Source organism: Sphingomonas sp. 1F27F7B (assembly GCF_005503355.1).
GTDB lineage: Bacteria > Pseudomonadota > Alphaproteobacteria > Sphingomonadales > Sphingomonadaceae > Sphingomonas.
Window position 1 is genome coordinate 175,341 of record NZ_SCMK01000007.1, and the last position, 24,501, is coordinate 199,841.

At 62.6% G+C, this 24,501-nt stretch carries 20 protein-coding genes and 1 pseudogene; 6 read left to right on the top strand and 15 right to left on the bottom strand.

Features of this window, described 5'->3' with window-relative positions:
- Window positions 1-33: 33 nt before the first annotated feature.
- The 10 genes from FFS08_RS09005 to FFS08_RS09050 form a co-directional block, all read right to left on the bottom strand.
- A complete protein-coding gene (locus FFS08_RS09005) occupies window positions 34-432 on the bottom strand; it encodes a hypothetical protein (RefSeq protein ID WP_137862980.1) in 399 nt (132 codons plus the stop codon).
- Window positions 433-450: 18 nt separating this feature from the next.
- A complete protein-coding gene (locus tag FFS08_RS09010) occupies window positions 451-2,142 on the bottom strand; it encodes a phage tail sheath C-terminal domain-containing protein (RefSeq protein ID WP_137862981.1) in 1,692 nt (563 codons plus the stop codon).
- A 502-nt stretch (window positions 2,143-2,644) separates the two neighbouring features.
- A complete protein-coding gene (locus tag FFS08_RS09015) occupies window positions 2,645-3,859 on the bottom strand; it encodes a Ca2+-dependent phosphoinositide-specific phospholipase C (RefSeq protein ID WP_137862982.1) in 1,215 nt (404 codons plus the stop codon).
- Window positions 3,860-3,926: 67 nt separating this feature from the next.
- On the bottom strand, window positions 3,927-6,194 hold the full coding sequence (locus FFS08_RS09020) for a TonB-dependent receptor (RefSeq protein WP_249341102.1): 2,268 nt from the start codon (window positions 6,192-6,194) through the stop codon (window positions 3,927-3,929).
- A gap of 227 nt (window positions 6,195-6,421) precedes the next feature.
- A complete protein-coding gene (locus FFS08_RS09025) occupies window positions 6,422-7,741 on the bottom strand; it encodes an MFS transporter (RefSeq protein WP_137862983.1) in 1,320 nt (439 codons plus the stop codon).
- A 63-nt stretch (window positions 7,742-7,804) separates the two neighbouring features.
- Window positions 7,805-8,998, bottom strand: a complete 1,194-nt coding sequence (locus FFS08_RS09030) for a TetR family transcriptional regulator (protein ID WP_212741977.1) — start codon at window positions 8,996-8,998, stop codon at window positions 7,805-7,807.
- 301 nt (window positions 8,999-9,299) lie between these two features.
- Window positions 9,300-10,469, bottom strand: coding sequence for an AMP-binding protein (locus FFS08_RS09035; RefSeq protein WP_137862985.1), 1,170 nt, complete (start codon window positions 10,467-10,469; stop codon window positions 9,300-9,302).
- Window positions 10,466-11,359, bottom strand: a complete 894-nt coding sequence (locus FFS08_RS09040; RefSeq protein WP_137862986.1) for a glycosyltransferase family 2 protein — start codon at window positions 11,357-11,359, stop codon at window positions 10,466-10,468. Before FFS08_RS09040 ends, FFS08_RS09035 begins: the two co-directional genes overlap by 4 nt.
- Window positions 11,356-12,594 carry a hypothetical protein gene (locus FFS08_RS09045; protein ID WP_137862987.1) on the bottom strand — a complete coding sequence of 413 codons (1,239 nt, stop codon included), beginning with the start codon at window positions 12,592-12,594 and terminating at the stop codon, window positions 11,356-11,358. The genes FFS08_RS09040 and FFS08_RS09045 overlap by 4 nt, the downstream gene beginning before the upstream one ends.
- Window positions 12,591-13,418, bottom strand: coding sequence for a hypothetical protein (locus FFS08_RS09050; RefSeq protein WP_137862988.1), 828 nt, complete (start codon window positions 13,416-13,418; stop codon window positions 12,591-12,593). Before FFS08_RS09050 ends, FFS08_RS09045 begins: the two co-directional genes overlap by 4 nt.
- Before the next feature lie 207 nt (window positions 13,419-13,625).
- Here FFS08_RS09050 and FFS08_RS24005 point away from each other — a divergent pair, with 207 nt between their 5' ends.
- Both FFS08_RS24005 and FFS08_RS09060 read left to right on the top strand, forming a co-directional pair.
- Complete coding sequence (locus FFS08_RS24005; protein WP_249341103.1) at window positions 13,626-14,096, top strand: SWIM zinc finger family protein; 471 nt, start codon at window positions 13,626-13,628, stop codon at window positions 14,094-14,096.
- Between the two features lie 36 nt (window positions 14,097-14,132).
- Window positions 14,133-15,082 (top strand): annotated as a pseudogene (locus tag FFS08_RS09060) (IS481 family transposase).
- 233 nt (window positions 15,083-15,315) lie between these two features.
- Here the strand turns inward: FFS08_RS09060 and FFS08_RS09065 are convergent.
- From FFS08_RS09065 to FFS08_RS09080, 5 genes are all read right to left on the bottom strand, one after another.
- Window positions 15,316-15,753: a hypothetical protein gene (locus tag FFS08_RS09065; RefSeq protein ID WP_137862989.1), complete on the bottom strand. Its 438-nt coding sequence runs from the start codon at window positions 15,751-15,753 to the stop codon at window positions 15,316-15,318.
- A gap of 76 nt (window positions 15,754-15,829) precedes the next feature.
- Window positions 15,830-16,009 carry a hypothetical protein gene (locus FFS08_RS23425; protein ID WP_137862990.1) on the bottom strand — a complete coding sequence of 60 codons (180 nt, stop codon included), beginning with the start codon at window positions 16,007-16,009 and terminating at the stop codon, window positions 15,830-15,832.
- 564 nt (window positions 16,010-16,573) lie between these two features.
- On the bottom strand, window positions 16,574-17,956 hold the full coding sequence (locus tag FFS08_RS09070) for a serine hydrolase (protein WP_137862991.1): 1,383 nt from the start codon (window positions 17,954-17,956) through the stop codon (window positions 16,574-16,576).
- Between the two features lie 72 nt (window positions 17,957-18,028).
- Window positions 18,029-19,423, bottom strand: a complete 1,395-nt coding sequence (locus FFS08_RS09075; protein WP_137862992.1) for a M56 family metallopeptidase — start codon at window positions 19,421-19,423, stop codon at window positions 18,029-18,031.
- Window positions 19,423-19,791, bottom strand: coding sequence for a BlaI/MecI/CopY family transcriptional regulator (locus FFS08_RS09080; protein ID WP_167301600.1), 369 nt, complete (start codon window positions 19,789-19,791; stop codon window positions 19,423-19,425). Before FFS08_RS09080 ends, FFS08_RS09075 begins: the two co-directional genes overlap by 1 nt.
- 471 nt (window positions 19,792-20,262) lie before the next feature.
- Here FFS08_RS09080 and FFS08_RS09085 point away from each other — a divergent pair, with 471 nt between their 5' ends.
- Genes FFS08_RS09085 through FFS08_RS23815 form a run of 4 tightly spaced genes read left to right on the top strand, consistent with a single transcriptional unit; the run spans window position 20,263 to window position 23,980 of the window.
- Window positions 20,263-21,351 (top strand): hypothetical protein, encoded by a 1,089-nt coding sequence (locus FFS08_RS09085; RefSeq protein WP_137862994.1) that lies wholly within the window; start codon window positions 20,263-20,265, stop codon window positions 21,349-21,351.
- Window positions 21,352-21,365: 14 nt separating this feature from the next.
- On the top strand, window positions 21,366-22,637 hold the full coding sequence (locus tag FFS08_RS09090) for a hypothetical protein (RefSeq protein ID WP_137862995.1): 1,272 nt from the start codon (window positions 21,366-21,368) through the stop codon (window positions 22,635-22,637).
- Window positions 22,634-23,551 carry a pentapeptide repeat-containing protein gene (locus FFS08_RS09095; RefSeq protein ID WP_137862996.1) on the top strand — a complete coding sequence of 306 codons (918 nt, stop codon included), beginning with the start codon at window positions 22,634-22,636 and terminating at the stop codon, window positions 23,549-23,551. The genes FFS08_RS09090 and FFS08_RS09095 overlap by 4 nt, the downstream gene beginning before the upstream one ends.
- Window positions 23,552-23,587: 36 nt before the next feature.
- On the top strand, window positions 23,588-23,980 hold the full coding sequence (locus FFS08_RS23815) for a hypothetical protein (RefSeq protein WP_212741978.1): 393 nt from the start codon (window positions 23,588-23,590) through the stop codon (window positions 23,978-23,980).
- Window positions 23,981-24,501: the final 521 nt, after the last annotated feature.

Sequence of the window (24,501 nt, forward strand, 5' to 3'; positions counted from 1 at the left end):
CTACCGATTGGCTGCCCCTGCACTACCCTTCGTTCAGCTTGCGGCCGGCGCCTCCATGGCCTCGCGCATGCGCGTCGCCGTGAAGGAATAGACGGCCTCGCCATGGCCGCCGGCACCGATCTCGAAGCTCTTCTCGGTCAGGAAGCACTCATCGAACGTCACCGTCATCTGCTGGCCGGCATGGGCCAGCTCGGCGATGACCTGCACCGAGTCCGCCACACCCAGCGCGTCGATGTCCGGCGCCGTCGACGCGACCCGCAGCTGCGCCTCGATCACCTGCCCGCCGGAAACCATGCCGATGCGCTCGTTGGTGCCGAGCCCGAACACATTCTCGCGGGCCTGGACGCGGCGATATTCGAGCGATCGCACGCCCTCCACCGGCTTGCCGGCCACTTTCACCTGGCTTTCATTCGCAGCGAAGATCGTCGCCATGTTCTTTCTCCGTGCCTATCAGTTGCGGACGCGGATCGTCGCGTAGATGTAGTCGATGCTCCGCACCGGCCGCACGGCGATGTCGACCCGCACGATGCCCTGAGCGAAGTCGAGCTGGGTGGAATAGACATCGACGGTGAACGCCGGCGATGTGCCGTCGGTCGACGGCACCAGCGAACCCTCGCGCTCCATCCGGGTAAAGGTGCCGACCAACTGCTCGCGCAGCGCGAGCCGGGCACCGGCATCGTTGAGCACGCCGATGAAGTTCTCGGATATATTCCTGGTCTCGCGGATGCAGATGTCGGCGACGCGAGTCACCGAAATCTGATCACCCGAGGTATCGAGCCCGCGCAGGACGATCACGCCCCGCCCCATGCGATCCTGCACGACGCACAGATTGGTTGTCGAGCCGAGCAGCCGATTGAGTTCGCTGTCGCGATAGCGCGCTGGCGGAATGCCGAACAGCGGCGTCGGCTTGAAGGTCGGCGAATCGCGCGGCTCGAGCCGCCCGACCAGCCCCGCCACCGCGCCCTCCGCCCGCGGCGGCGCAACCAGCACGAAGCGCCGGTTGCGCACCAGCGCGGAATGCTCGCGGATCTGGTCGAGCTTGGTCGCCTCGGCTGCGGTGATCGACCCGAAGGCGATGCGCGGCGCCGCCACATCGGCCATCGCCGTAGCATGCGCGCCCAGCGCCTGGTGGATCGCGCGGACGTCGGCGTCTGCCCGGCCCGGCTCGATCGACGCCAGCACGATGTCGATGCGGAGATCGTCGGCCAGTCGACCGATCGCCTCGACATATTGCGGGACGGTCGGCGACGAGCCGCCGGAAAATGCCACCGGCGCCGCCGTCGCCACCGGCAGGCGAGCGTCGGTCCGCGAGGACAGCGGCGTGAAGCGCACGAAGCGGCTTTCGCTGGCGAGCACGGCGGGCAGATAGCGCTCGTCATCCGGGTCGACGGTGAGTTCCGTGAATTCCTCCTGCAGCCCGCGCTGGAAGACGCGCACGGTCACGGTACCGTCGGTGCCATTGGCGATCTGCACCGAAAGCCCTTCGTGATCGACGTCCGGCGCGGCGCGCATCGACATGAGATCGCGCGTCCCGGGCAGCGGCTCGGGTAACTTCGTGTCGGCGTCGGCGGCGATTGCATAAGTGCCTTCGCGCGGCAGCACACCGGCAAAGCCGGGATCGACTGCGACAACCAGCCCCGAGCCGGAATTGATCGCCTCGAACAGGTCGTCGGAATGGCCCGGTGCGATCTGGAGGTCGGAGAAGGTCTCGAGCACGCTGCCCCGGCGAAGCAGGCGCAGCGTGGCGCGGACCGGCACATTGGTCGAGTCCGTCACGACCCGGACCTCGGCGCTGAGATCATTGCCCGACGCGCCATTGCTGCGCGCCCGCAGCAGCACGACCGCCTTGGAATCGCCATTGAGCAGCGAAGCGCTGGCGCGTGCGCCGCCCGCGACGGCGGAGACGACGACTTCGGCCGCGCCGTTGCCGAGTGCATGACCGGCCTCCGGCATGCTCATCGCAGTGCCCGGGCCGAGCAGCTGGCGCAGTTCCGTGGCCTTGGTCACTCCGACCAGTTCGCCGTCCGGCGGCGCACGATCAACGATCCCGACAATGCCGATGATGCCGGATGGAACGGGCAAGGGCGGCAAGACATCGAAGCGAGCCTCGACGCGCACACCAGGAACTACCAAAGCAGCCATAGCTAATCTTCCCCGCCAGTGCCGATTTTTGCCGGCATGCCGAATCCGAAAGAGCGACCGCTTTTTATGATTGATGATGGCAATATAACAGCTGCGATGTGCGCACAATAGGATGAAATATCCAAATCATATCCATTTTGCGATTTATTCTACGGATCATACAATATGCATACTTCTTGATACCGACTTCAAATGGTGAAGATCTATCCAGATTATACGCTATGCTATTGTGATGAAATGACACTTTGTAGAGATCGCAATCTGGCACGTCGACGTCATGACGCCCTGGCCTATGTCATGGCGGCCGGGTCCTCCATTGGGCCCGGCCTCAGCCAAATCTCCGCTTGTCGGGCGAACTGCCGAGAATATCGCGCCCGAATTCGAACGCACCGAGACGCCCTATTGGAGCTCGCCGTCACGGTATTTCGGCGCGCGCCACGAGCCGGGCGCAGATCGCGCCCTGACCGTGCCGTCGGAGCCCCGGATTCGCGTCGGGTATCGGCTAGCGCTTCAGCCTGCACGCCTTGGGCGCGTTGATCGGATTGCAACGCATCTCACCGCCACCCGGCAGCCGGACGACATAGCTGGTGCCATATGCATTGCCTGGCTTGTAGAAGTCGGTCGAGACAATCTGCGCACCACTGGCAAAGGCCTGGTTGGCGCGGCTCAGGTCGTTCACCTTTGCCTCATAGGTCTCGATATCGGCGCGCGCGCGCACGAGATAGCCCTGCCTCACGCGCTCGGGGATCTCCTTCGCGCGGACATTGGCGTTGTCGAGCAGCAGGAACGCGGCATAGCTTTGGCCTGGGGTAGCACGCAGGAAGGCCGCGCGGCCCTCGAGATTCTCATGCCCGGCATGATAGGCGGCGAGCGCCCCCGGATCGAGCGCGGTGAGCAGCAGGAAGACGAACTTGCCGCGCGACCGGCGCAACGTCGGCCAATTATGCGCGAGCACTCCGGCCTCGAGCGTGGGATAGGTGCCGCGGACATCATCGGGCGTCACCAGCTTGTCGCGGCCGATCTCCTTGAAGATGGACCGGTCCATCTCGTCGAACGCGGCGCGATCGAAGGGAAGCGGCGGCGTGGAATTGGGGAAAACAGGCAAGGCATCGCTCTTTGCCTCCACGAGGATGAATATCGGGGCGTGATCCGGATGCGCGTCCGACCAGGCGCGCAGCTGCCTCAGGCAGCGCGTGAACAGGTTGCAGCTCGAGCGCACGTCGAGATCGGCGACGTGGAAGACCTTGAGGCCCGGCTTTTCCATGTCGGTGGCGTCATGGGGCAGCATCTGGCTGTCCGGCACACCCTTGGCGCGCAGCGCCGCAAGGCCCGCGGGATGGGCATAGCGCCCGCCCTCGGGATCGTTGTTGATATCGATCTCCAGGCTGCGCATGCCGGCATCGAGCTGCGCGGCCAGCGTGGTGTAGCGATAATTCAGACCCTCGCTCATGCTGGTGAAGTTGGGGTGATATTCCTGCCAGTCCGCCTTCATCTTCTCGGGCATGTTGTTGGCGAATGCGGCCAGTTTCGGGCCCAGCGTGGCATCCACCATCGCCAGCAGCTGCGGGTCGACACCCTGCGAATAGCTGTTGTGCGTGCCGATCACCTGGATCTCGTTGAGCCGCACCTCGTCGGTGCGGGGCGCTTCCTGGGCGATGGCAAGCGCCGCCGCGGCGCAACTGGCGATCACCCCAAGGCCGATGGCGAGCTTCTTCATGTCATTATTTCCCATGCGCTGGATCGCGCCGTCCCGAGTCGCTGCCCGGGACGGCGGCGAAGGAGCTTCAGAAGTTGATCTTGGTGTAGGCGCCGAGCGTCCGGTATGCGTTCGGCGAAGTATAATGGAGCAGGCCGAGCGCGCCGTAGATCTGCCACCCGGTGGAATAATAGGTGTTCAGCAGGTTGCGCCCATAGACGCCGACTTCGATCGCTCCGTCGAGCTTGGCAAGGCTGATCCGTCCGTTGAGCAAGCCATAGCCGGGGATCAGCGAATATTTGGAATTGGGCGTCTTGGTGCCGTCCGGGTTGCTGACCGGCGGGGCAAGGATGTCGCCGAGCATCGCGCCGGTCACCGTCTGGGTGTCGCTGCGATAGCCATAGTCGAGATGCGCCTTGAAGTTGAGGCCAGCCCCGATCTCGTCGGCATAGTCCATGGTGACGCTTGCCTGCCATTCCGGCGCGTTGGTCAGGCGCGTGCCGGTATAGTTGGCGGTCGGGCTGGCGACATAGTCGGTGAACTTGGCATCGGTGTAGGTCACCGAGCCGCCCAGGGTGATCTGTCGCGCCGGCTTGACCGCGATCGACGCCTCGACACCGCGCGAGCGCAGCCCGGGCGCGTTGCCGATCGCGGAGGCGAGGATGAAGCCGCCGATGCCGGTGCTCACCGGCGTAAGGATCGTGGCCTGGAAATCGGTGAACTTGGAGGAGAAGGCATCGATGTTGAACCGCACGCGGCGATCGAACAGCTCGCTCTTCAGGCCGATCTCCCAGCTCTTCACGGATTCCGGATTATAGGGATCGTAGCGGTTGCCGACAAAGGCGACGCCGCCCGGCTTGTAACCCGTCGCATAGCTCGCATAGACCATCACGTCGCGGCTGAGCGTGAGTTGCGGCGCGATGCGATAGGTGAAGCGACCGCCCTTCTTCGATCCCGAACGGAATGCCTCGGTCGGTCCGGCACCCGTCGCGACGAAGACCGGCGAATAGCCGGTGACCGGCACCGGATCGATGTTGATGTAGCTGATGGTCTGGCTGTTCCAGTCGTAATTGTAGCGGCCGCCGAACGTGATGCTGAACTGGCGCATCGGCGTGATCTTGATCTGGCCGAATGCCGCCGCCGCCTCGTTGGTCGCGTCGAACTGCACGGCATTGCCGAGCATCGCCTTGGTGATCGGATCGAAGGCGCCGGTAAGCGCGTAGAGCGTCGGCGTCCGCACTCCGGCGGGCGAGACCAGCGGCGCACCCAGCGTGCCCCATTGCAACTGGGTCTGCCTGGCGTTCAGCTTGTTGTAAAAGGCGCCGATCAGATATTCGACTGGGCCGCCGCTGGGCGAAGCGAAGTGAATCTCCTCGCTGAACTTGTTGGTCTTCAGCCGGCCCGAATTATACGGGATATAGGCATAGAGATTGCCCGGCAGCAGATCGGCCGGCGTATCGTTCTCGAACGCGGTTTCACGATAGGCGGTGATCGAGGTCAGCGTATGCCGGCCCATTTCATAGTTCACATGCAGCGAACCGCCCTTGTTGATTGTGGTATTGTGGCCCAGCGACCCGTCGGCGCTGTCGGCATTCTCCGGCCCCGGGACCACGCCGAGCGCGATCTGCTGCGCGGTGAGCGCGGCGGCGGGTGCGAAGGCCGAACCGGCGGGGCCGCCCACCGGCACGCGGATGCTGGTATCGATATGATGCGTGTATTCGCCGGCCAGCACCAGTTCGAGCGCCGGCGCGGGCTGGAACAGCAGCTTGCCGCGCACGCCATATTCGCTGACCAGGCCCAGGTTGCGGTCCAGCACCACATAGCGCCCCTTCCCGTCCTGCCCCTGGGCGAAGGCGGAAACGCGGAGCGCCGCCTGCTCGCCGAGCGGCACGTTCAGCGTGGCGTTGGTGTTGCGATCGTTGCGCTCGCCATAGCTGGCATAGGCCGTGCCGGAGAAGCTGCCGAGCACCGGCTTGTTGGTGGTGATCGCGATCACGCCCGATGTCGAGTTCTTCCCGAACAAGGTGCCCTGCGGCCCCATCAGCACGTCGACGCGCTGGATGTCGGTGAGCCCGATCAGGCCATTGTCGCGCTGGGCGTCCATCACAACGTCGTCGACGACGACGTTGACCGACTTGGCGTTGGAAAAGTCGAACGAAGTGCTGCCGACGCCGCGAATCTGAAAGGCCGCGCCCTGGGTCGGATCATATTGGACGCCGGGCACGACATATTGGAGATCGGTCAGCGACGTGAAGCCGCTGTCCTCCAGCGTCTGGCCACTTACCGAGGTGATCGAGATCGGCACGGACTGCGCCTTTTCCTGGCGACGCTGCGCCGTGACGACGATATCGGCCAAGCCGATATCCGGAGCATCCGCGGCCGTCTGCGCAGGCGCATCGGAAATGGCCTGGGCGCACGCATGTTCAGCCGCGCCGAAGCCGCACAGAATAATGGCCCCACCCGCCATCAGCGCCCGAAATAGGTCGTTCCGCATTCCGAATACCCCCTGAAGTCCCCACCGATTCGGCGGGATATGAGGGGCACCTAGGCTTGCCGCATGACAGCAAAATTACACATGTTCAGTTATCCGCTACACTTCAGGCCTTCCGGTGGCGACGGCTTGGCACGGCCTTCCCCGACGGACGCCGAGAGCAGTCGGAGCGAGGCCGCAGTGATGAGCGCCGCAGCAAGGCTCGGGATCAGCAGGACCGGCACGAACGCCTGTTCAGGTGACGGCGCCGAGCGAGGATCAAAGCCCCATGCGCGATATCCGGCGAACAACAGCCCCGAAGCGATCGCGCCGCAGAGATTGAAGGGAAGGTGAAACCCCGCATAATGTGCCGCAGCGCGCCTGCCCGACGGTGCAGCCTCCACATCCAGACGCGCTCCCAGCAACATCCGCAACGCCATGAAATCGATCGCGGAAACCAGCCCGAACGGCACCGTCCATAGCAGGAGCGCGATCGGCGCGCGGGGCGGCAGCAGAGGGAGCAGAAGCGCCAGGACAAGATTGGCCCAGAGCGCCAGCCTCAACAGCGTGGTCGCGGGCAGATCGGCGGCGATCCGGATTGCGCCCAGGATGCCGATCGCAGCGCAAATCGTCTGGACGAGAATCCCGGTCGGCGCCCAGCCGGGTAACCCGAGCCCATCGTCGACCAGGTAGAAATAGCCCGTTGTCGTGATCGCGGCATGCATTCCGTTGAGGGCGAACAGGGCTGCAAGGCGACGGTTGCCGCGATTGGCGAACAATAGCCGAAGCGGATCGAGCAGCACGGCGAAGCGCCACCGGCCCGGCGCTGGCCTTTGGTCGGGCACAAGGAGGATGAGCGCGGCGTGCAGCAGCAATGCGCCAAAGGCGACCGGGATCATGATCGCGGCAAAGGGCGACGACTGGGCGCCACCCGGAAGCGCCCCGATCACGGAGAACCCGATACCGCCCAGAATGCCGAACAATGTCCGCGTGCCGAATATCCGGCCACGGATTCGACTCTCCCGGGCAGCCTCGAGCGCCCAGGCGCCGTGCGTGACGTTGCAGAATGCCCAGCCGATCACCAGGACCATCAGCGCGAGCACGATCGCGGCGATCGAAGCGGCGGAACCGCGCGCGAGCAACATGGCGGTACCGATCAGTATCAGGGCCGTGCCGAGCATCATCCACAAGCGCCGCCGGCCGAATCGGGACACCCCCTGATCGCCCATGGAGCCTGCGAGCAGCTCGGCCGGGATGGAGGCGAAATTGGCGAGCACGACCAGCCATCCGACCGTTCCGATCTGGAGCGCGAGCTCCCCGGACAGGTAGGGCGCGAGATAGACCCGACGGGACAGATCATAGCCCGCGAACGCAAGTGACGGCAGCGACAGGACGATTAGGCGCGTGGCCGATAATGTTTCCCGATCCGTCATCCCGCGCGCCCTTCCGCCGGCGCCTAGCACCGGGTCATGCCGTTTCGATGACGCTGGCCGCGCTCAGGCGACGCGCCGGCCTCTCCAGGCTTCGAACGCGGCCAGGGCACGCGCGTAATAGTCACGCTCGGGCAATTTGCGCGCCATCCCGATCATGCCCATGCCGAACGCGGCGATGGACAGAAGCTGCGCCGCCGCGCGATCGAAGCCCGCCCCGATGCCGATACCCAGTCGCTCCATATCGCTCGCGCGCCAATTCTCCCCGCGCCTGCGCCGCATGTCGATCGCATAGGGCACCAGGCTGGGTTCGCGTGCACTGGCAAGCGCGATCATCGATGTTGCCTTGATCAGGTCCTGCACGCTGGGGTCGTCCGGCGGCGCGTTGCCGCGATCAGGCCCGAGATCGCTTCGCCGGCTATGGAAGCGCGCGATAACGGCATGGAGCCCGGCAACGACGAGCGTCGGGCGCCCTCCGAAATGATAGACGACGGTGGAAGCAGGAACGCCCGCGGCAAGCGCCACCGAACGGTGCGTCACGTTCTCGATGCCCTGGGAGACGATCACGCTCGCGGCGCTGTCAGCGATGAGCTGGCGCTTCGCATCATCGACCTGGACGACGGGCGGCGCGCCGAAGGACGCGATCAGCAATGCGATGGCATCGGGCTCGACGGCATTCGCACCTGGGAACATGCCACCCACAAAGCGCTGGAGGCACAGGGAACGCAACAGCGCGTATCTCGGATCCTGGTCGGCGCTGAGCGAGAACCCCGCCTCGTCGAGCACATAGCCCAGCGCGACATCTGGCAAGGAGGTTTCCGCGAACAGCAGCTCGGACCAGAAGCCGCCGGCTTCGTCGAGCCAATCCTCGAGTGCGGGAAATCGGTCAGGCCGAAGCGCGCGATCATGGATCAGCTCGATGAAGAATATGGCCTGGCGCCGCTCCCGCGTCACCCACTCGCGCAGGGCCAGTTCCACGATCGCCGCCCGCGCCGCAGCCTCCATCACGCCCGCCGCGTGCGCAAGATCGCGCCATTTTCCAAAAAAGGCCCGGTCGCGCGCGTGCGCCGCCCGCGTCACGCCCTCCAGCAACTGCCCCTTGCTGCCCATCCGGGACGAGATGACCGGCACGCTGACCCCGAGCCCGGTTGCGAGAGGGCGCAGCGTCAGCTCGGCAAGCCCTCCGGCTGCCACGAGGTCCAGCGCCTGGTCGACAATCGCATCGACGGAAACACCAAGGGGGCTGACGGATCGATTCACGGGCACGCGACGCACCTATCGCATCTCTTCGCGCTGGTCATTGCTCGTGCAGTACCTGCCGAAGATTATGTTCCCAGCCGGGAGACCATTGCGCTGCCCCCGCTGCAGTACGCAACCAGCTCAGATACGCCGTCGGATCTCATGAGCACCACTCTCTTACAGCGCCCCGGGGAAACATCCGCAAACGGTCAATTTCGCGCCGCAGCATACATACCCCCGCGCATTGCCCGCAACACATCGTCGCCCCTTAATAGTTGCCATTAAAAGATAAATCTCAACATTCCCGGAGTCACGCGGCTGATCAGCGCCGGAGATCCGCGATCGGAGGGGCCTTGGTGGTCACGGGATCGTGATGCAGCGTCGCCATCGCGACACGCCGGACCTCAAGGGCAACTCGCGGCGCCGCGTCGCGCATCAGTTGCGCGAGCCCCGCTGCGGCAGCATCGATTGAGCAATTCCCCGCCGGATCGATCAGCAGCAGCTCGAGACGATCGCCGCCCTGCCCCTCCCGCCGCAACTGAATCTGGAATGCCTCGGCGCCCGCGGCGAGCGGGGCAAACAGAGCAAGGTCAAAATGCTGCTCGGCAAGCAGGAACGAGCGCGCGTTGCGGCCGCGCAACTCGAGCAGGCAAGCGCCATCGCGCTCGACCAGACGGCCGACGTCGCCAACGAGGTAGCGGAAAACCGGGAAGCGCTTTCGATAGCCGTTGGTGATCGCGAGTTCGCCAAAGCCCTCGGCATCGGGAGACATCACCTCGACGACGACCTGCGGCAAGATGCGGAACAGCCCGGGCTTGCGGCTCACGTCGGACCACGCCCAGATGCCTGTTTCGGCGCCGCCGTACAGCGACCAGAAGTCACGCGTGCCAAAGCTTTGGGCGAAGCGCTCGACGGCGCTCGCGGGAAGCGGCTCGCCGGCGTAGAGCAACTGCGGGATGCTCAGGCTCGCTCCGGCCGTGCGGAGAAATTCGGCGAACAGCTGGAGCTTCGAGGGCGTGCCGAGCAGATGCGACGGCGCGAAACGCCGCGCGGCCGTCAGAATGTCCTCGTAGCGGGCGTGCGCGCTCATCGGCAGCGAGGTGGCGCCACAGCGCTCGAGCAGGTCATCGAGGATCGCCGCGGTACGATACAGGTCGGCATAGCCGAACAGATTGAGCGCCACCGTCCCCGCATCGAACATCCCTGCGGCGCGCAACATGCCGGCCAGGGCATGACGCTGGGCATGATTCTCCTCGATGTCGACCGGAAACACCAAAGGCGTACTCGTGCTCCCGCCCGATCGAACCAGGTACACGCCGCGCGGCTCGGAGCCGGGCGCGAAACGGTCGAGATGCGGCTTCAGCACCGCCTTGTCGACTGCCGGCGCCATGTGATGGTCGGCGACCCCGGCAAAATGGTCGCGGTAGAAGATGTGCGCGCGCGCTCGGGCGAAACAATCGCGCAGCAACGCTTCATCGCCGGTAATGGTCATGAAGCGGCCGCTCCGAGCAGGTCGCGATGATAGGCCAGGAACAGGGGCCGTTGTTCCTCGGGCAGCGTCGCAAGCGCGTGGTCGCGCCAGCGCGCGGCGAGCATCGCCGCCATCCTGCGGTCGCCGGGATCGTCGCTGCAGCGATAGCGCAACACCGTCGGCGGAACCTCGAGCGCGCGCCAATCATCGCAGCGGCGGTGCGACAGGCTGCCGGGCGAAACGCGGAAGCGGATCAGCGGCGCCGCGATCAGGCCCACGCGCCCGCCCGCAGCGGCAACGTCCTTGAGCACGCGATACCAGAGATCGACGCCCTCGTTGAGCTGCGCGTCTCCATAACGGTGTGCGCCGAGCGAGCGGCGCCGAACGACGACGTTGCTGGCACGCCCCATCACGAACTCGGGATGTGCGGCGGCACGCAGCGGCTCGGCAAGCAGGAACAGCCCTTCCTCGATCGGCTGGAGCTCGTCGGCGAGCAGTTCGAGCTCCGGAAAGACCTCGCCCGCGGGCTCACTCGCATAGCCGATCACCGCCATCGCCAGGCCATGAAGGTCCATGGCCTCGCGCATATGCCGCAGCGCACCGGGGCGCAGCATGTCATCGGCGTCGAGGCAGAGGAGCAGTTCGCAGTCGGCACGCTCGATGCCGCTGTTGCGGGCCGCGCCCGGGCCGCCATTCTCCGACCGCCGCACCAGGTCGACCCGTGTACCGTCAAGCGCCGCGGCATGGAGGGCAAGCGCCCGCTCGGCCGCCGCCGCGCTGCCATCGGTGCTCGCATCGTCGACAAGGATCAACGCATCGGGCGGAGCGTCCTGGCCGGCAATTGACGCGATTGCCTCGCCGATGAACTCCCGCTTGTCGAACAGCGGAATCACGACCGCAAGGCTGATCATTGTGCGATCAGCGGGAGGTAGATCAGGCCGCGGTCGCCATGGAGGTTGATCACCGACGCGCTGGAACCGCGGAATATGCCCGGGCCATAGCTGGTCGCGTCACGGCACAGCTGCAACCCGATCAGATGCGTCGCGCGGGCGTCGCCGGGCGCGCCGAAATCGCGTTGCGGAAGATAGTGTTGGTACATGTCCCTCGGCCAGTCGCGCTCGACGCGCGCGCGCCACGCCGCCTCGCCGCACTCGCGACGCACCAGCGCGTCGATTCCGCGACCGCCGCTGCTCCGCTTCGCGATCATGTCCTCGCCGCGCGCGAACAGCGCTTCGCAGCCGCCCGCCTCGGTGATCGTCCAGGAGGGAATCAGAAAGGCACGCAGCTCTTCCGCCTCGTCCGCCCCCAGAAGATCCCGGCGGATCGCATCGTCCCACAGCACGGCGAGCACGCGCTTGTCATGGACCAGGATCAGCGTGCGGACGTCGTTGAAATAGCGCCCCGTGTCGATCAGGTGGCGCAACACCTCGCCGGAGATCAACGGCAGTTCGCTTCGGTCCATCTCGAGAATGGCGTGGTCGATCGTCCGCCCCGCGGCGCACAGCCTGCCGCCTTCCAGCCCGATCGCCGCCGGCGAAACCGACGCGAAGCCAATGCCGCGCTCGCGAAGCGCCTCGGCGAGAAGGAATATCTCGGTTCCGGCCTCGCCTGCATGCAACATCGCCACGGTCTCGCCCGGGCGATACTGGCTGCACAGCGCGTCGAGGAAACCATGCCCGGTCACCGCGCCCAGTCCGGTCGCGGCGGCGTGCGGCGCGAGCGCCTGGGCCGCACGTTCGCTCACCATCCAGCCGTTGAGCGGATATCGCGCACCGATCTCGCAGACGCGCGGCCCGCCATTGGCATCGTGGACGAGGTCCGGGCGGTACCAGCCGACACGATAGGGCGCTCCGCGCGCCAGCCGCAGGATCGCTTCCATCGGCTCGGGCAACGCATAGACGGCGCGGATGCGCGGATCGTCGGAATAATGCTCGACGATCGCGCGCAGCGCCTTGTCGAGCAACTGGTTCAGCCGATCGAGCCGGGCCAGATAGGCGGGCGTGATCAGCACGGGCGTAGCCGCAAGCTGTTCGCTGTCGATGACCGGCGGATCGCCGAGCCGCATCGCCAGCGCCGAGCGCAGGTCCTCGGCGAAGCTGCGCTCGGCGATCCGCAGCAATAGCGCCTCGACGCCAGTGCCGCTCAATGGAGCGCCTCGACCTCGATCGCGTCGCTCAGGCAAAGATGCTCGAGCACCGCAGCCTTTTTTGCGAGATAGGTGGCGACGATCTCGTCGAGCGAATATTCGGCGATGTCGACGTCCATGGCTTCGGCAAAATGCTCCAGCGCGCTCAGGGCATGAAAGAAATGGTCCCGTTCGGTCGGCCCGGTATGGACGCTGATCCAAGCGAGGGTGCGGCGGATCTCGGCATCGGTGAAGCCATATTCCTCGTCCAGCCAGCGCCGGAACAGCGGCAGGATGAATTCGACTTCGCCGTGAGTGTAGATCTCGTGCGTCAGCGTGGTGAGCAGTGCAATCACCGGGTCGCGATCGCGCAGCGAGTTATGATCCTTCCAGTCCTTGAACGCCTTCGCCGCAGGATGAAGGTAGCGTCGCAGGAGCCAGCGGTCATCGCCGACAATGTCGGTCGCCATGCGGTAGAACATTTCCGAGTGGAGCACCCTGTGCGTGACCGCGAGATCCTCATCGATGATGCGGTCGAGACTGGTGAGCGTACGAAGCAACGCGCGCTCATCGCCGACCTGCTGCCCGCGATGGAGCATGAGCGTCAAACGATTGCCGATCCCCGCAACGGTCACCGCACTGTTGTTGGTCTGCGACCAACTGTGGAAGAAGCCGCAAAGTGCTTCGGGATCTTGCCTCTGCCGGGTGAGAGCGCGAAATCCCTCCTCGATGGTACGAAAATAATGGGAGTGTTCGGAAAAACACCGCACCAGATCGCGCTTGATGTGGGAGTCCGATACTGTTTGAAGCACAGGCGATATGATAGCTTGTAGAGCGCCCGCCATCTTCCACCCCCATCGATTTCGACTGTCTATCCGATGCTGGCGAATTGAAGTAATACAATATGTCCCAAAATGGACAATTCTGATATAAACTCATCTTGCCACTTCAATAATTGCGCATTGAGCTTTTCGGCTTTCGAATCAGACGTCGAATGATTTGTTTCGGAACCGCCACCCTGTGCGTGGGCGATATCCTGAAAACGCAGAAGCTTGCCCAACGGCAAAGCGGAGATTCTTGAGTGCGCTGCGCGGCATCGTCCGGGAGGCGCAGGCGAACCGGGCGAAACAAACCTCCAAAGCGAGTTGAGCTTTCACAATCGCCCCCTATCATCGATCCGGAAGCAAGGGTTCGGGGGCGGTGTGGCGATCGACTTGAAGGCGGTGGAACAGCTTGCCACCGACCAGGCATCGCTCAAGGCCGCGGCGGGCCTCGCCAAGCCCGGGAAATGGTCGAGCGTCGGCGCCAGCCATGATGCGGCGCTGATCTGGGGCGAGTGCGCCGGATCGGGCGCCAATCCCTATCGTGTGATGGCCGACCTGCGCGACATGGGGAATAAGTGCACGTGCCCTTCACGCAAATTCCCGTGCAAGCACGTCCTCGCGCTGCTCTGGCTCAATGCTGAGGCAATCCTTCCCTTCCCCGCCGCCGAAACACCGGAATTGTTTGGTCCCGGAGATTGATGGTGCATTATCCGCGAGCGAGTGGAGGGATGCACTATGGGCCAGATTCTACACGGGAGCGCCCGGACGACAGAGGCAGTCCGTCGAGCGATACAGCATAGTCAAGAGAGCCTGAGGGTCCTGGCGAAGCGCTACGGCATCAACCAGAAGACGGTGGCCAAGTGGAAGAAGGGTCCTCGGCGGCCGATCTGCGCACCGGCCCCAGGGATCCGCATTCGACCGTGCTGAGCATCGAGGAAGAAGCGATCGTCGTCGCCTTCCGGCGCCACACGCTGCTGCCGCTCGACGACTGCCTCTACGCGCTCCAGGCGACGATCCCGCATCTCACGCGCTCGTCGCTCCATCGCTGCCTGCAACGCCACGGGATCAGCCGGTTGCCCGATGTCGCTGGCGACAAGGAGCCCAAACGCAAGTTCAAGACCTACCCGATCGGCTATTTCCACATCGACATCGCCGAGGTGCAGACCGCCGAGGGCAAGCTACGCCTCTTCGTGGCGATCGACCGCACCAGCAAGTTCACCTTCGTCGAGCTCCACCAAAGAGCCGGCAAGATGACCGCTGCCCAGTTCCTCAGGAACCTGGTCGCAGCCGTTCCCTACGCCATCCATACCGTGCTCACCGACAACGGTATCCAGTTCACCAACATGGCGCACCACCAATACGCCTTCCGCCATATCTTCGATCGGGTCTGCGACGAGAACGGCATTACGCACCGCCTCACCAGGGTGAAGCATCCCTGGACCAACGGCCAAGTCGAGCGGATGAACCGCACCATCAAGGAGGCGACCGTCAGGCGCTACCATTACGACAGCCACCGTCAGCTCGAGACCCACCTCGGCGACTTCATCAACGCCTACAACTATGGCCGCCGCCTCAAAACCCTCCGCGGCCTCACACCCTACGAATACATCTGCACATGCTGGGCAAACGAGCCAAAACGCTTCATCTCAAACCCGCACCATCAATCTCCGGGACCAAACACCTAGGGTCAAGACTCGTTCAGCAAACCTTGTCATCCCCGCGAAGGCGGGGATCCAGGGTAATGCGGGATATCGGCACCACCGCGCGAACGCTGTCCGGAGAGGACAGGACTCGCCACACCCGTTCCGCGCCTGGCCCTGGATCCCCGCCTACGCGGGGATGACGACGGAAAATCAGATACTTGTTTGGGTTCTCAACCTAACGTGACAGGCGTCAAATCAAGGCATCGCTGGTTCAATCATCTGTATTTGACACTATCGAGCGACAATACACCACTCATCGCCGCCTGGAGCGATTCACAGGGCGGACCTCCGAAATATTGGGAAGGCACGCGGTAGAATCGACCAGCTTCCCCGACGGCATAGCTCAATGTCCGAACCCCGGATAATGCCACCTCGAACTGGACGTACCATCTTCCCTTCCTACTCATGGCCTGAAAAAAGCGCGTATTGGGGTGCTTCATGTCTCGGGCCGTCGGCGCATCCGTGTTCAATAATGGGCCGCCACCGTCGCCCATGTCATTATGAGTGATCAGCTTCAAATCGTCGCGAATCTCCGCCGGGAGACCAGCGAGCCGATCCAATCTCACGTCTGCCTGAATTTCAGGACAGGAACCTGGTACTGTCGGATGGATCGTCGACACACCCATCGCCATAGCCAGAGCGATCATAGACATTATTTATCCCCATCAATTGCAGCCAGGGCGCTGAACTGCGCGGATAAAGCTCTGGTTCACCGATGATACCCAATATTCATTTGGCGCGATGTGATTGTCCCGATTTGTGTTGAAACTGCTGCCGGTACTGGAGTTCATTTCCGCCGCCATAGAGCGCACGCCTGAGCTTGATGAGGAAACCGCCGTCGCCGAGCGCGGACAGCACCGGATATTGCTCGAAATGCCGGGCGACGAAGGCCGCCAGTGCCCGCAACAACGGCCCGCACCACCCCGCTTATGGATTGATCGTCGGACAGACAGGGCGCCCCGCCAAATTCGACCATCCGGAGATTGGCTGTCTGCAGGTGGATCGAGGCTCCCGGGCCAGGCACGAGCAGCGCGTGCGGAACGGATGTCGCCCGGCCCATTGGTTGAAAGGCATTTCAGGGCCGACAGCAAACGGAGCCCGAAAAGGGCTTGCATCGCACGCAGCGTCAAGGCCGAAGGGCGCGCGCCCTTCGGCGCAACAATCCAAGTATTCATCAAATTAAATTCTCATGACCGCCTGCCTTTGCAGGCAATGCCGGATAATTTATGCAGATTCTTTGCGCTTCATCATGATTTTCAAGACACGCCTCGATAATTCATTCGAGTGCGCCGTAATAATTTTCGAAAGCGCCTCATTCCAGATCCCGACATCGGCGCTCGCGCGTCATGGCACCCGAACTCCATGCGAAACCAGATTCTGAATTTATATGCGAATATCCCAAAGCCCTCTCGGCAATGAGAAGGCTACCCGAAGCACGCCACCAAAATCCTCGGTAACCCGTGCGACGGACAATCAATTCACGGTCAGAGCTCCGATATGCTCGGCCCACGCGTAATTTGGCGTGAACTTAGGCCCGTAAATGCCCAGGTTGATCCAGTATTTCCCAGGCTTGGCGGGCGTCCACTGGAAATCGATCCGACGGCCTTCTCCGGCCGCGAAGTCCTGGCCGCTCTTGGTCTGCTTATACACCGCCTTGTTCTCGGAATCCCAGATTTCCAGCTCAAGGACGGACTTCGGAGCGGCTTTCCCAGCGCGCAGCGTGAACCCGATCGTCACCGGCGATCCGCTTGCTACGCTGGAGGTCGGCAGGTTCACGCTGGTATTGAAAGTCGGCGCGGCCAACGCGGGGACATAGAAGCCGGCAACCTTGAGCGCCAGAGATTCAACCGGCGCCTGGCCCGAATTGGTCAGGATTATGATCGTTAGCTTGTCGTCCTCGAAACGCTCCCAGGTCGAGCGGAAGCCCGGATATTGTCCGTCGTGATGGATTCGCGCGTGGCCGAGATAAGTCTCAACATACCAGCCCAGCCCGTATTGCCCGGTTCGGCCATTCGGAAGCATTGGCAGCGTGCGCGTCTGCTCCCAGAACGCAGGAGACCGCGACCGCTGGTCATCCAGAAAGATATCCCACCGCGCTAGATCGCGAACGCTGGAGAGGAAGGCGGAGCTGGGTCGCGACGCGACCCAGTTCTCGGCATTGACCAGTCGTCCATCTACTCGATCGTACCCGGCAGCCCGGTCCGGCACGATCGCGGCCGTCAATGGGCGGGTAACCTGCAACCCGGCAGGCTTGAACACGCGCGCCGCCACGAAGCCTTCCCACGGCGCTCCCGTAGCGTTCTCGATGATTTGAGCGAGGATGTAATAGCCAACGTTGGAATAGAGGAATTTCTCTCCGGGTTTGAAGGAAAGCGGCAGCGTGTAGGCCGAGGCGATGACAGCCATCGGCTTTTGTTCCTGATAGGGATGATAGTCGTTCGGATCGCGCGGAATACCGGAAGTGTGCGTCAGTACCTGCCGGATCGTGATATCCTTCCAGCTGTCCGGCGTCCCCGTCAGGTGTTGGCTGATCCTGTCATCCAGGCCGATCTTTCTGTCGGCCGCGAGATCCAGAATGGCGGAAGCAATGAACGGTTTGCTCAGCGACGCGATCTTGTAGATCGAGTCGGGCGTGGCCGGAGTGCGGGTCTCTAGATTGGCCGATCCGTATCCCGCGATCTTTACGATCTTCCGGTCCCTGATGACGACGATGGATAGGCCTGGGATACCCATTTTCCGCATTTCGGACCGGATGTAATCATCCACCGGCGCCGCGCGGGCCGGAAGCGTGGCAATGCCCAAGGCAAGGATTAGCGCCCAGACGGACTTGCGAAATGTTCTCCACGAACGGGTCATCCGGTTTCTCCTTTTTGTGGCAAAGCTACGCCGTGCCGCAAAGCGCGGTCTCAACTGCGGGTCTTGAAAGAGCTAAAGAAGGTCTCGCGCGGCGTCCCTTGCCGACTTTTCCGAAGCTAATCGGGCGGATCTTTCCGCCGCTTTGATACTAAGCATTGCCTCCCGGTCGGCCGTTGACCGCGCGAACTTCGCATCGAGAGCAATCCGTCTCTGCACCGCCTTTTGCCTCAGCCGATCCTCACGCTCGATGCGCTCGGTCATCAGTCGTGCGTCCCTGTTCGCTCTGTCGCGGTCAACGTCTTGCGGATTGGAGCCGGTCGCGGGAGGCGACTCGCCCAATGCCGTATCGACCGCGGCTGCCCCCGTTTCGACCGGCCGAATACCTTTTGGCAGGACGTCCCCGGCACGGGACGACACCGGCGGAAGCTCGGACGCGATGCTCGACGGAGCGGGGAACGCCGGCGGCAGATCGGATTGCGGAGCCGCCATTGCCGGCGATGTGGAACCTTGCGGGCGCACCGCCGACAGCGGGAATTCCACGACACCGGGGCGGACGAGGGCCAGCATCAAGGCCGCAGCAGAACCCAAGGCGGCGATTCCGGCAACGTCGATCGCCGCTGCATCCGTGCGCGACTGGGTCGGCGACAGCAGGGTGGTTACGCGCACTTCCAACCAGGACGGCGACGCCATCGCCAGCGCGGCGAAAGGCGCCCGCCCCCGATATTCGGCCGTCAGCGCCAGCAACTCGGCGGCATAGAGCGATGGTCTCATGCCCCCGGCCAGAACGCGATTGTCAGCGGCGATCTCCGCCGCGCGACACATCGCCCGCCTGGCCCACCACACGAACGGGTTCGGCCAGTAAACAGCGCAAGCGAGGAGCGCCAATCCGTTGCTCAGATTGTCGCGCCGACCCACATGCGCCCATTCGTGGCCCAAGACCGCCTCCAGCCTTGCCTGCGGCCAGGAGGGGGCGTCTAGCGGCAGCAGGATTACCGGCTTCAACCAGCCGAAGGTCAGCGGTACAGTGGGAGCAAGTCGCACCGCGCAATTCAGACCGGCCTCGAACGGCACACCGCTCCGGCGCAAGCGATGCAGCCCGTACAGACCCGCGGCCAATCGGAGCAAGTTCCAGCAAAGCCCCGCCGCCCAGACCGCGGCGAGCGCAATCACGATGTGAGAGTTGCTTAGGAGGGGTGCCGGTGCGGCATCCACCATCCCTATCGCGATCGGCTGCGAGTAGCCAATCGCCGCGTCCGGTCCGTGATGCAGGATGACTTGCGACGGCACCAGCAACGCCAGCAACGGCAGCAACAGCAACGCGCCGAATACCGCCAGCCAGATCAGATGGCGCAGGGCGGCGCGCTCACGTTGCAGGAAGCATAACTGCCATGCGAGAAGCGGCAGGATCAGCGACGCCGCCAGCGCTTCCACCGCAAACAGCGAGGCGTTGAGAAGCGCGAGCGACATCAGCGCCCATCCTTACGGGCTCGGGCGATCATCTCCGCCAGCCGATCCAGCTCCTCTGCCGGCACCTCCTCGCGGTCCAGCATCCCGGCGATCATCAGCTCGACCGAGTTGTCGTAGAAGGTCGACAATAAGGTTTCGACCGCGCGCGCGCCCATGTGCTCGCGCGCCACGGCAGGCTCGTATACATAGCGCGAGCCATCGACGCGGTGGTGCACATGGCCCTTCCCTTCCAGAATGGTCAGGAGGGTGCGAACGGTGGTGTAGCTAGGCGGATCGGCGAGCTGTTCCTGGACTTGCGCGGCGGTCGCCTGACCGACCCGGTAGAGCACATTGATTATTTCGCGCTCACGGCGGCTCAAGCCGTCCATACCCCCTTTGCGCGCGACCCTGGATGCCCGACCTGACATGCTAAAAATTTAACACCGCCTCGTCGCATGTCAACAGGGGTTGTTACAGGTACCTGCAAATCGCGGCTGTACGAGCAACCAGAATGGCAGCTTTCAGGATTGCGCGTTCGGGAATGGAATGACCGCTATTGGGGCGCATATGCGTTTGCTCCACAATCGAGCAACAATCGGCCACCCGCACATAGGCTCCCCGATGAAAAGGATCGATTTCGGTAGTAATGGAAAGTGTCTATCGACGCTGGAAACGGCGACCGCTACGCTCGCTACCTTATTACGACCTCAAACGAGTCGTAGTGAACAAGAATGAGGGGGGGCAGCATGATGCAAGCGGCCACAAAGTTTATTCGAGAATGAATATTTCGATCACTATTGATCGCAACGACATCAATGCGCTCCATGAGTCGCGAACCAAACTTTTGAGACGCGAGTTACATGAAAACAAAATATTACGTTACCGTTCACGGTGGCGGTGAAGGTGTCTGGATCCCTGAAAAAGCGGGTGAGCATATCAAGCAAAACGCCTCGGAGAACCTCCGAGGGGTACGTCTCCATCATGCCTTCGACTATGAGGGCTTCAACATTTCGGGGGTCCTGATGCAACGAGGTGCCCAACTCGATCTCGCCCGCATCGAGCAATGGGTGAGCCTTGAGCAGGGTGCCGCCAGCATCAAGGATAGCCGGCTGGTTATTACGAACGGATCCCTTGCCGCTGGAGCACCGACGGCATTCGGCCTCGTGCTCGAGATTACCGCTGGCAGCCACTTTGGGTGGGAGCGCGGGAGAAACGGTGTCAACGCCGTCATCACCGTTGACGACAACCATCGCGGGGCCAAGGTCGGAGCATCCATCCAGGATATCTTCCAAGACATCATGCTGGCCAACGACGACAGCGTTCAAGCGGTTCTGTCAAAGTGGCGAACCGCTGGCGGCACAAACGCAGCTCTCTTCGCCAAGAAGGCGGCATTTGCTACGACCGAAGTCGCTGCTGGACGAGCGGGAGGCTTATTCGATCGGTTCGATGCCGACGCGTATGCTTCCTTCGCGGCAATATCTCGCACCAACCTCGGACAAATGATGAGCTCTAGCGAACGCGCCGGATTCGCGAGGCTCTGGACGCGATTTCTGATCGAGGAATTCTCCAACCATTTTCTCGATGTCGATGAGGCGGTGAAGCTGGTGACGACGGGGCGGTTCAGGACTTCGAAACCGGAGTTCACCGCAGACTCAGGGCGACGGCCTGACGCACGCAATCAGCACGGCATGCTGCAGGAAGCGCAACTGAGAGATGCGCTCAACGACAATCAACTGGTCCGAAGCGACGGTTCGTACATCCTCTGCTTCTGGCTGACGGCGCCCGGCGACAGCGCGGATCGCATCGGCGCCGTATTCGACTGGCGAAACTCGTATGAGAAGAATCCGAAGAAATTCAAGCTCGTGGATGAAAAAGGTTACGCCAAGATGCTGCCTCTCGTCAGAGATGGGCTAGTGACACCTATTCGTCTCTTCCTCAAGAAGCAGTAGGAAGGAACAAGTTGATGTCGAACTTCATCGGCATAGTCGACCTGACGGTACGCCACTCGAGCATGAACCCCCTGGGCTATATCAACGTCCACGCCGCCGCGATTACCTTCGAAGAACTCATTCTCCGCGCCTGCGCCGAAGCGCTGAGGCGCCACGGACCGGAAAGTCGACGCACCAAGGCCATGCTAGAGCGCGGCATCGTCACGCAGGGCGGCGCGGCCAAGCTCTTCCAGTTCGCGCACGCCGAGGACATATTATCATTCGCTACGCATCTGCGATCGCTTCTCATTGAGAAGCAGCTGCCGTTCAAACTTTGTCTGACGAATGGGGAGCTTGGCGCTCAGAGCCTCCGCGAAGTCTGGACGCCAATACTCGCGGCGAGCAATGCCGGTGACCAGCAAAGAGCGAGCAAGGCGAAAATCGCCCTAGTCAAGCATTTCAATACCGATGAACCCGCGGAAATCAAAAATCTTTTCAAGGCCTACAGAGTGCCTGGATTTCATCAGGACGAGATTTCGCTCGCGCTCGACCTAGACGCTTTCAAGGGTTTCGGTATCTGGATCGATGAGAAGTCCGCGAATATTCTCGACGCACAGGGCTGCAAGAACCTCTTTCGCAACTTTCATCCGAGATGGACATCCGCCCGTTCGCGGCCGGACCGCGGCGAATTCATCGACGTTCACTTTGGGGTCGATGAGGACGACATCGTCCAGAGGGTTAAGGGACGCCGTGTCCCAGTGGTACAACCAACCGGCCAGACCTCGCGGATTACGAGTATCGTCGATCTACTCCGCAGGTCACAGAAGGCAGCCGACGAGAATTCGATCTATTACGTATCGCTACTCGCGACGATCGTGAGATCCTCATATTTCAAGGAAATCTCCAAACTGGAAAGAGATACGGATGCCACTCCCGATTCTCCGTCGTTGGCCGCTGGCTGGCAGAAGCATCCGCCGATCTTCCAGACATTGCTGGTGGACCCAGGCGCGAGGCAGACCTTCAAGCGGATGCAGGGCTTCGAGCTGGTCCTTGGGGCGCTTATCGACCAGGTTCACGCCGCGCAAACCTCAGGCGACCCGAGTTGCGGCATCACACCGCCCGCGCCGCAAGCCGAAACTGAAAAATTGCAGGCCGCGCTGAAACCAGAGAGCGTGTTCACTGAAGTGGTCAAGGCGATAGAGGCAATATATGGCGAGCAGATGCTTCGGAAGATCTGGTCGATACCAGATGGCATCCTGAACCGGCAGCGAAAGACGGCCGCGCTTAAGGTCATTACAGATCAATGAAGGCAGGACTCGCCACTGCGGTTCTCGCCCTGACCCTTGTCGCTACGTTGCTGTTGGCAGGGCAGTGGCTCACCGTCTCCGAGGAGGCCCCCACCGTCGTGAGTTGGCTCGGCCTGAACTGGGCCTATCTCAAGAATCTGGGACCGGAGATCGGGGGGTCTGGAATTGATGCCGTCCTTATCGGTGGCATCGCAGGGTTTTTCGCAAACCGGCTAGCGCGTTGGCAAGAGGTTGAGAGACAACGAAAATCCATCATACGGCGTCGGCGGCGCGGCAGGATGATTGACCTCGTTGAGGAACTTGCAAACTACGGCGGAATGCTGCCCCTGTGGGGACAAACCTTTACCGGCCTGGAAATCAAGGATCTTGACCTGTCGGGCACCAAGTTCTCCAACAAGGGAAAGAACCCTTCGACGCTGACCAATCTCACCTTCAAGGATTGCGACCTCACCTCGATAGACTTCCGAAGCTGCGTGCTGATGAATGTTCGCTTCGAAAACTGCCTGCTCGATCGCTGCGACCTCCGTGGCGCGACTATTACCGTCGACGATGGCAAGCAATCATTCGCAACGACCCACCTGGTGCGCTGCCGGTTCGAAGAGGTCATGTTTACGAGCGTGGACTTGAAGGACGTCGATCAACGCGGCTGCTCCTTCTGGGGGGCATCGTTCAACGGTGGCAGCCGAATGCCAACGGGGGTCTATCGATACATTGTTCCTGACGATCTAAGAGATTCTCGGGCAGGAAGCGCCGACATGAGGCTCGCGAGCAAACGCGAATTCCTAACGCGTCCAACGATTGAGCGCGTTCTGTTTCTGATACGCGAGATGCTCGCGCTAGCGGAGCTAAAAGCTGGCCGCGAACCACCCCGCCGATCTGGATGCCCAGACGCCGCCAGCACCATTAGACGCTAATCAGCGCTCAGACGATCGATACCGAGATCATCACGCATGGACGGAAAGACACTCACGAGGATCTGGAACCAGCACGAGATCCCCGTGATTCTACGCCGGACCGGCAAGGGCGAGTTTCTGCGCGTGCGCCTTCCCTACGCCGACACTAACCGCGCCTGGCTCCAAGCCGGGCGCCGTATCTTGCCCGCCTGGACCTCGGCGAAACGCTACTGGGAGATCCCGAAGACGTGGTTCTGCGATACCTCCACGGAGGAGATGAATAGACTACGCGTGGAGGGCGGCGCGCAATTGGCGGCAGCCAAAGCGGAACTCGTTCAGATCGATCGGAAGCTGATTGAACAGCCGCCATTAGGGCGCGTAGCTGTCCGAGACGGAGGCCGGGCGACGAGAGGGTGCCAGGGCCGTCTTGACGAGAGCACGGAGCCCTGACTTCCCGGCACTATGCCGAGAATGTGGCCGTTCGATTTCAATCTGGGCTCCGGCCGATTGCCGTTCGCCTTCTCTCGCTGTCGGATGCGGGAAAGAACGGCGGCCGTTTCCGCGTGATTTCGCGGGGGAGTTTCCGTCCGAGTGCTTCCGATATGCTTCCGGAGTTGTTTTCAGCGCTGCTCAGCAGGTGACAAAAAACCCGCCATCCTACTGGAATGGCGGGTGTTTCGGTTGGTTGCAGGAGTATGCAACCACCTTTACTTGCGGGCGAGCACTCGCCTCCTCGGATCAGCCGATGTTATGGAAATCGCCAGGAAAATAAGTGCGTTCCCACAAACGAGCTTGCTGTTCCGCGCGGCTGCCTAGACCTATCCGAGCAAGGTCATGCCAACGGTCTTCACAACGGCTAGGCTGCGCCCTCCGACGTAGTCAGCTCAATGCCTGAAATTGGGCCGATTGCGGACTGGCAGCTCTTGGACGCTTCACCGCGATTTCTGCCGCCCGCCTATTGCCTCACAGTG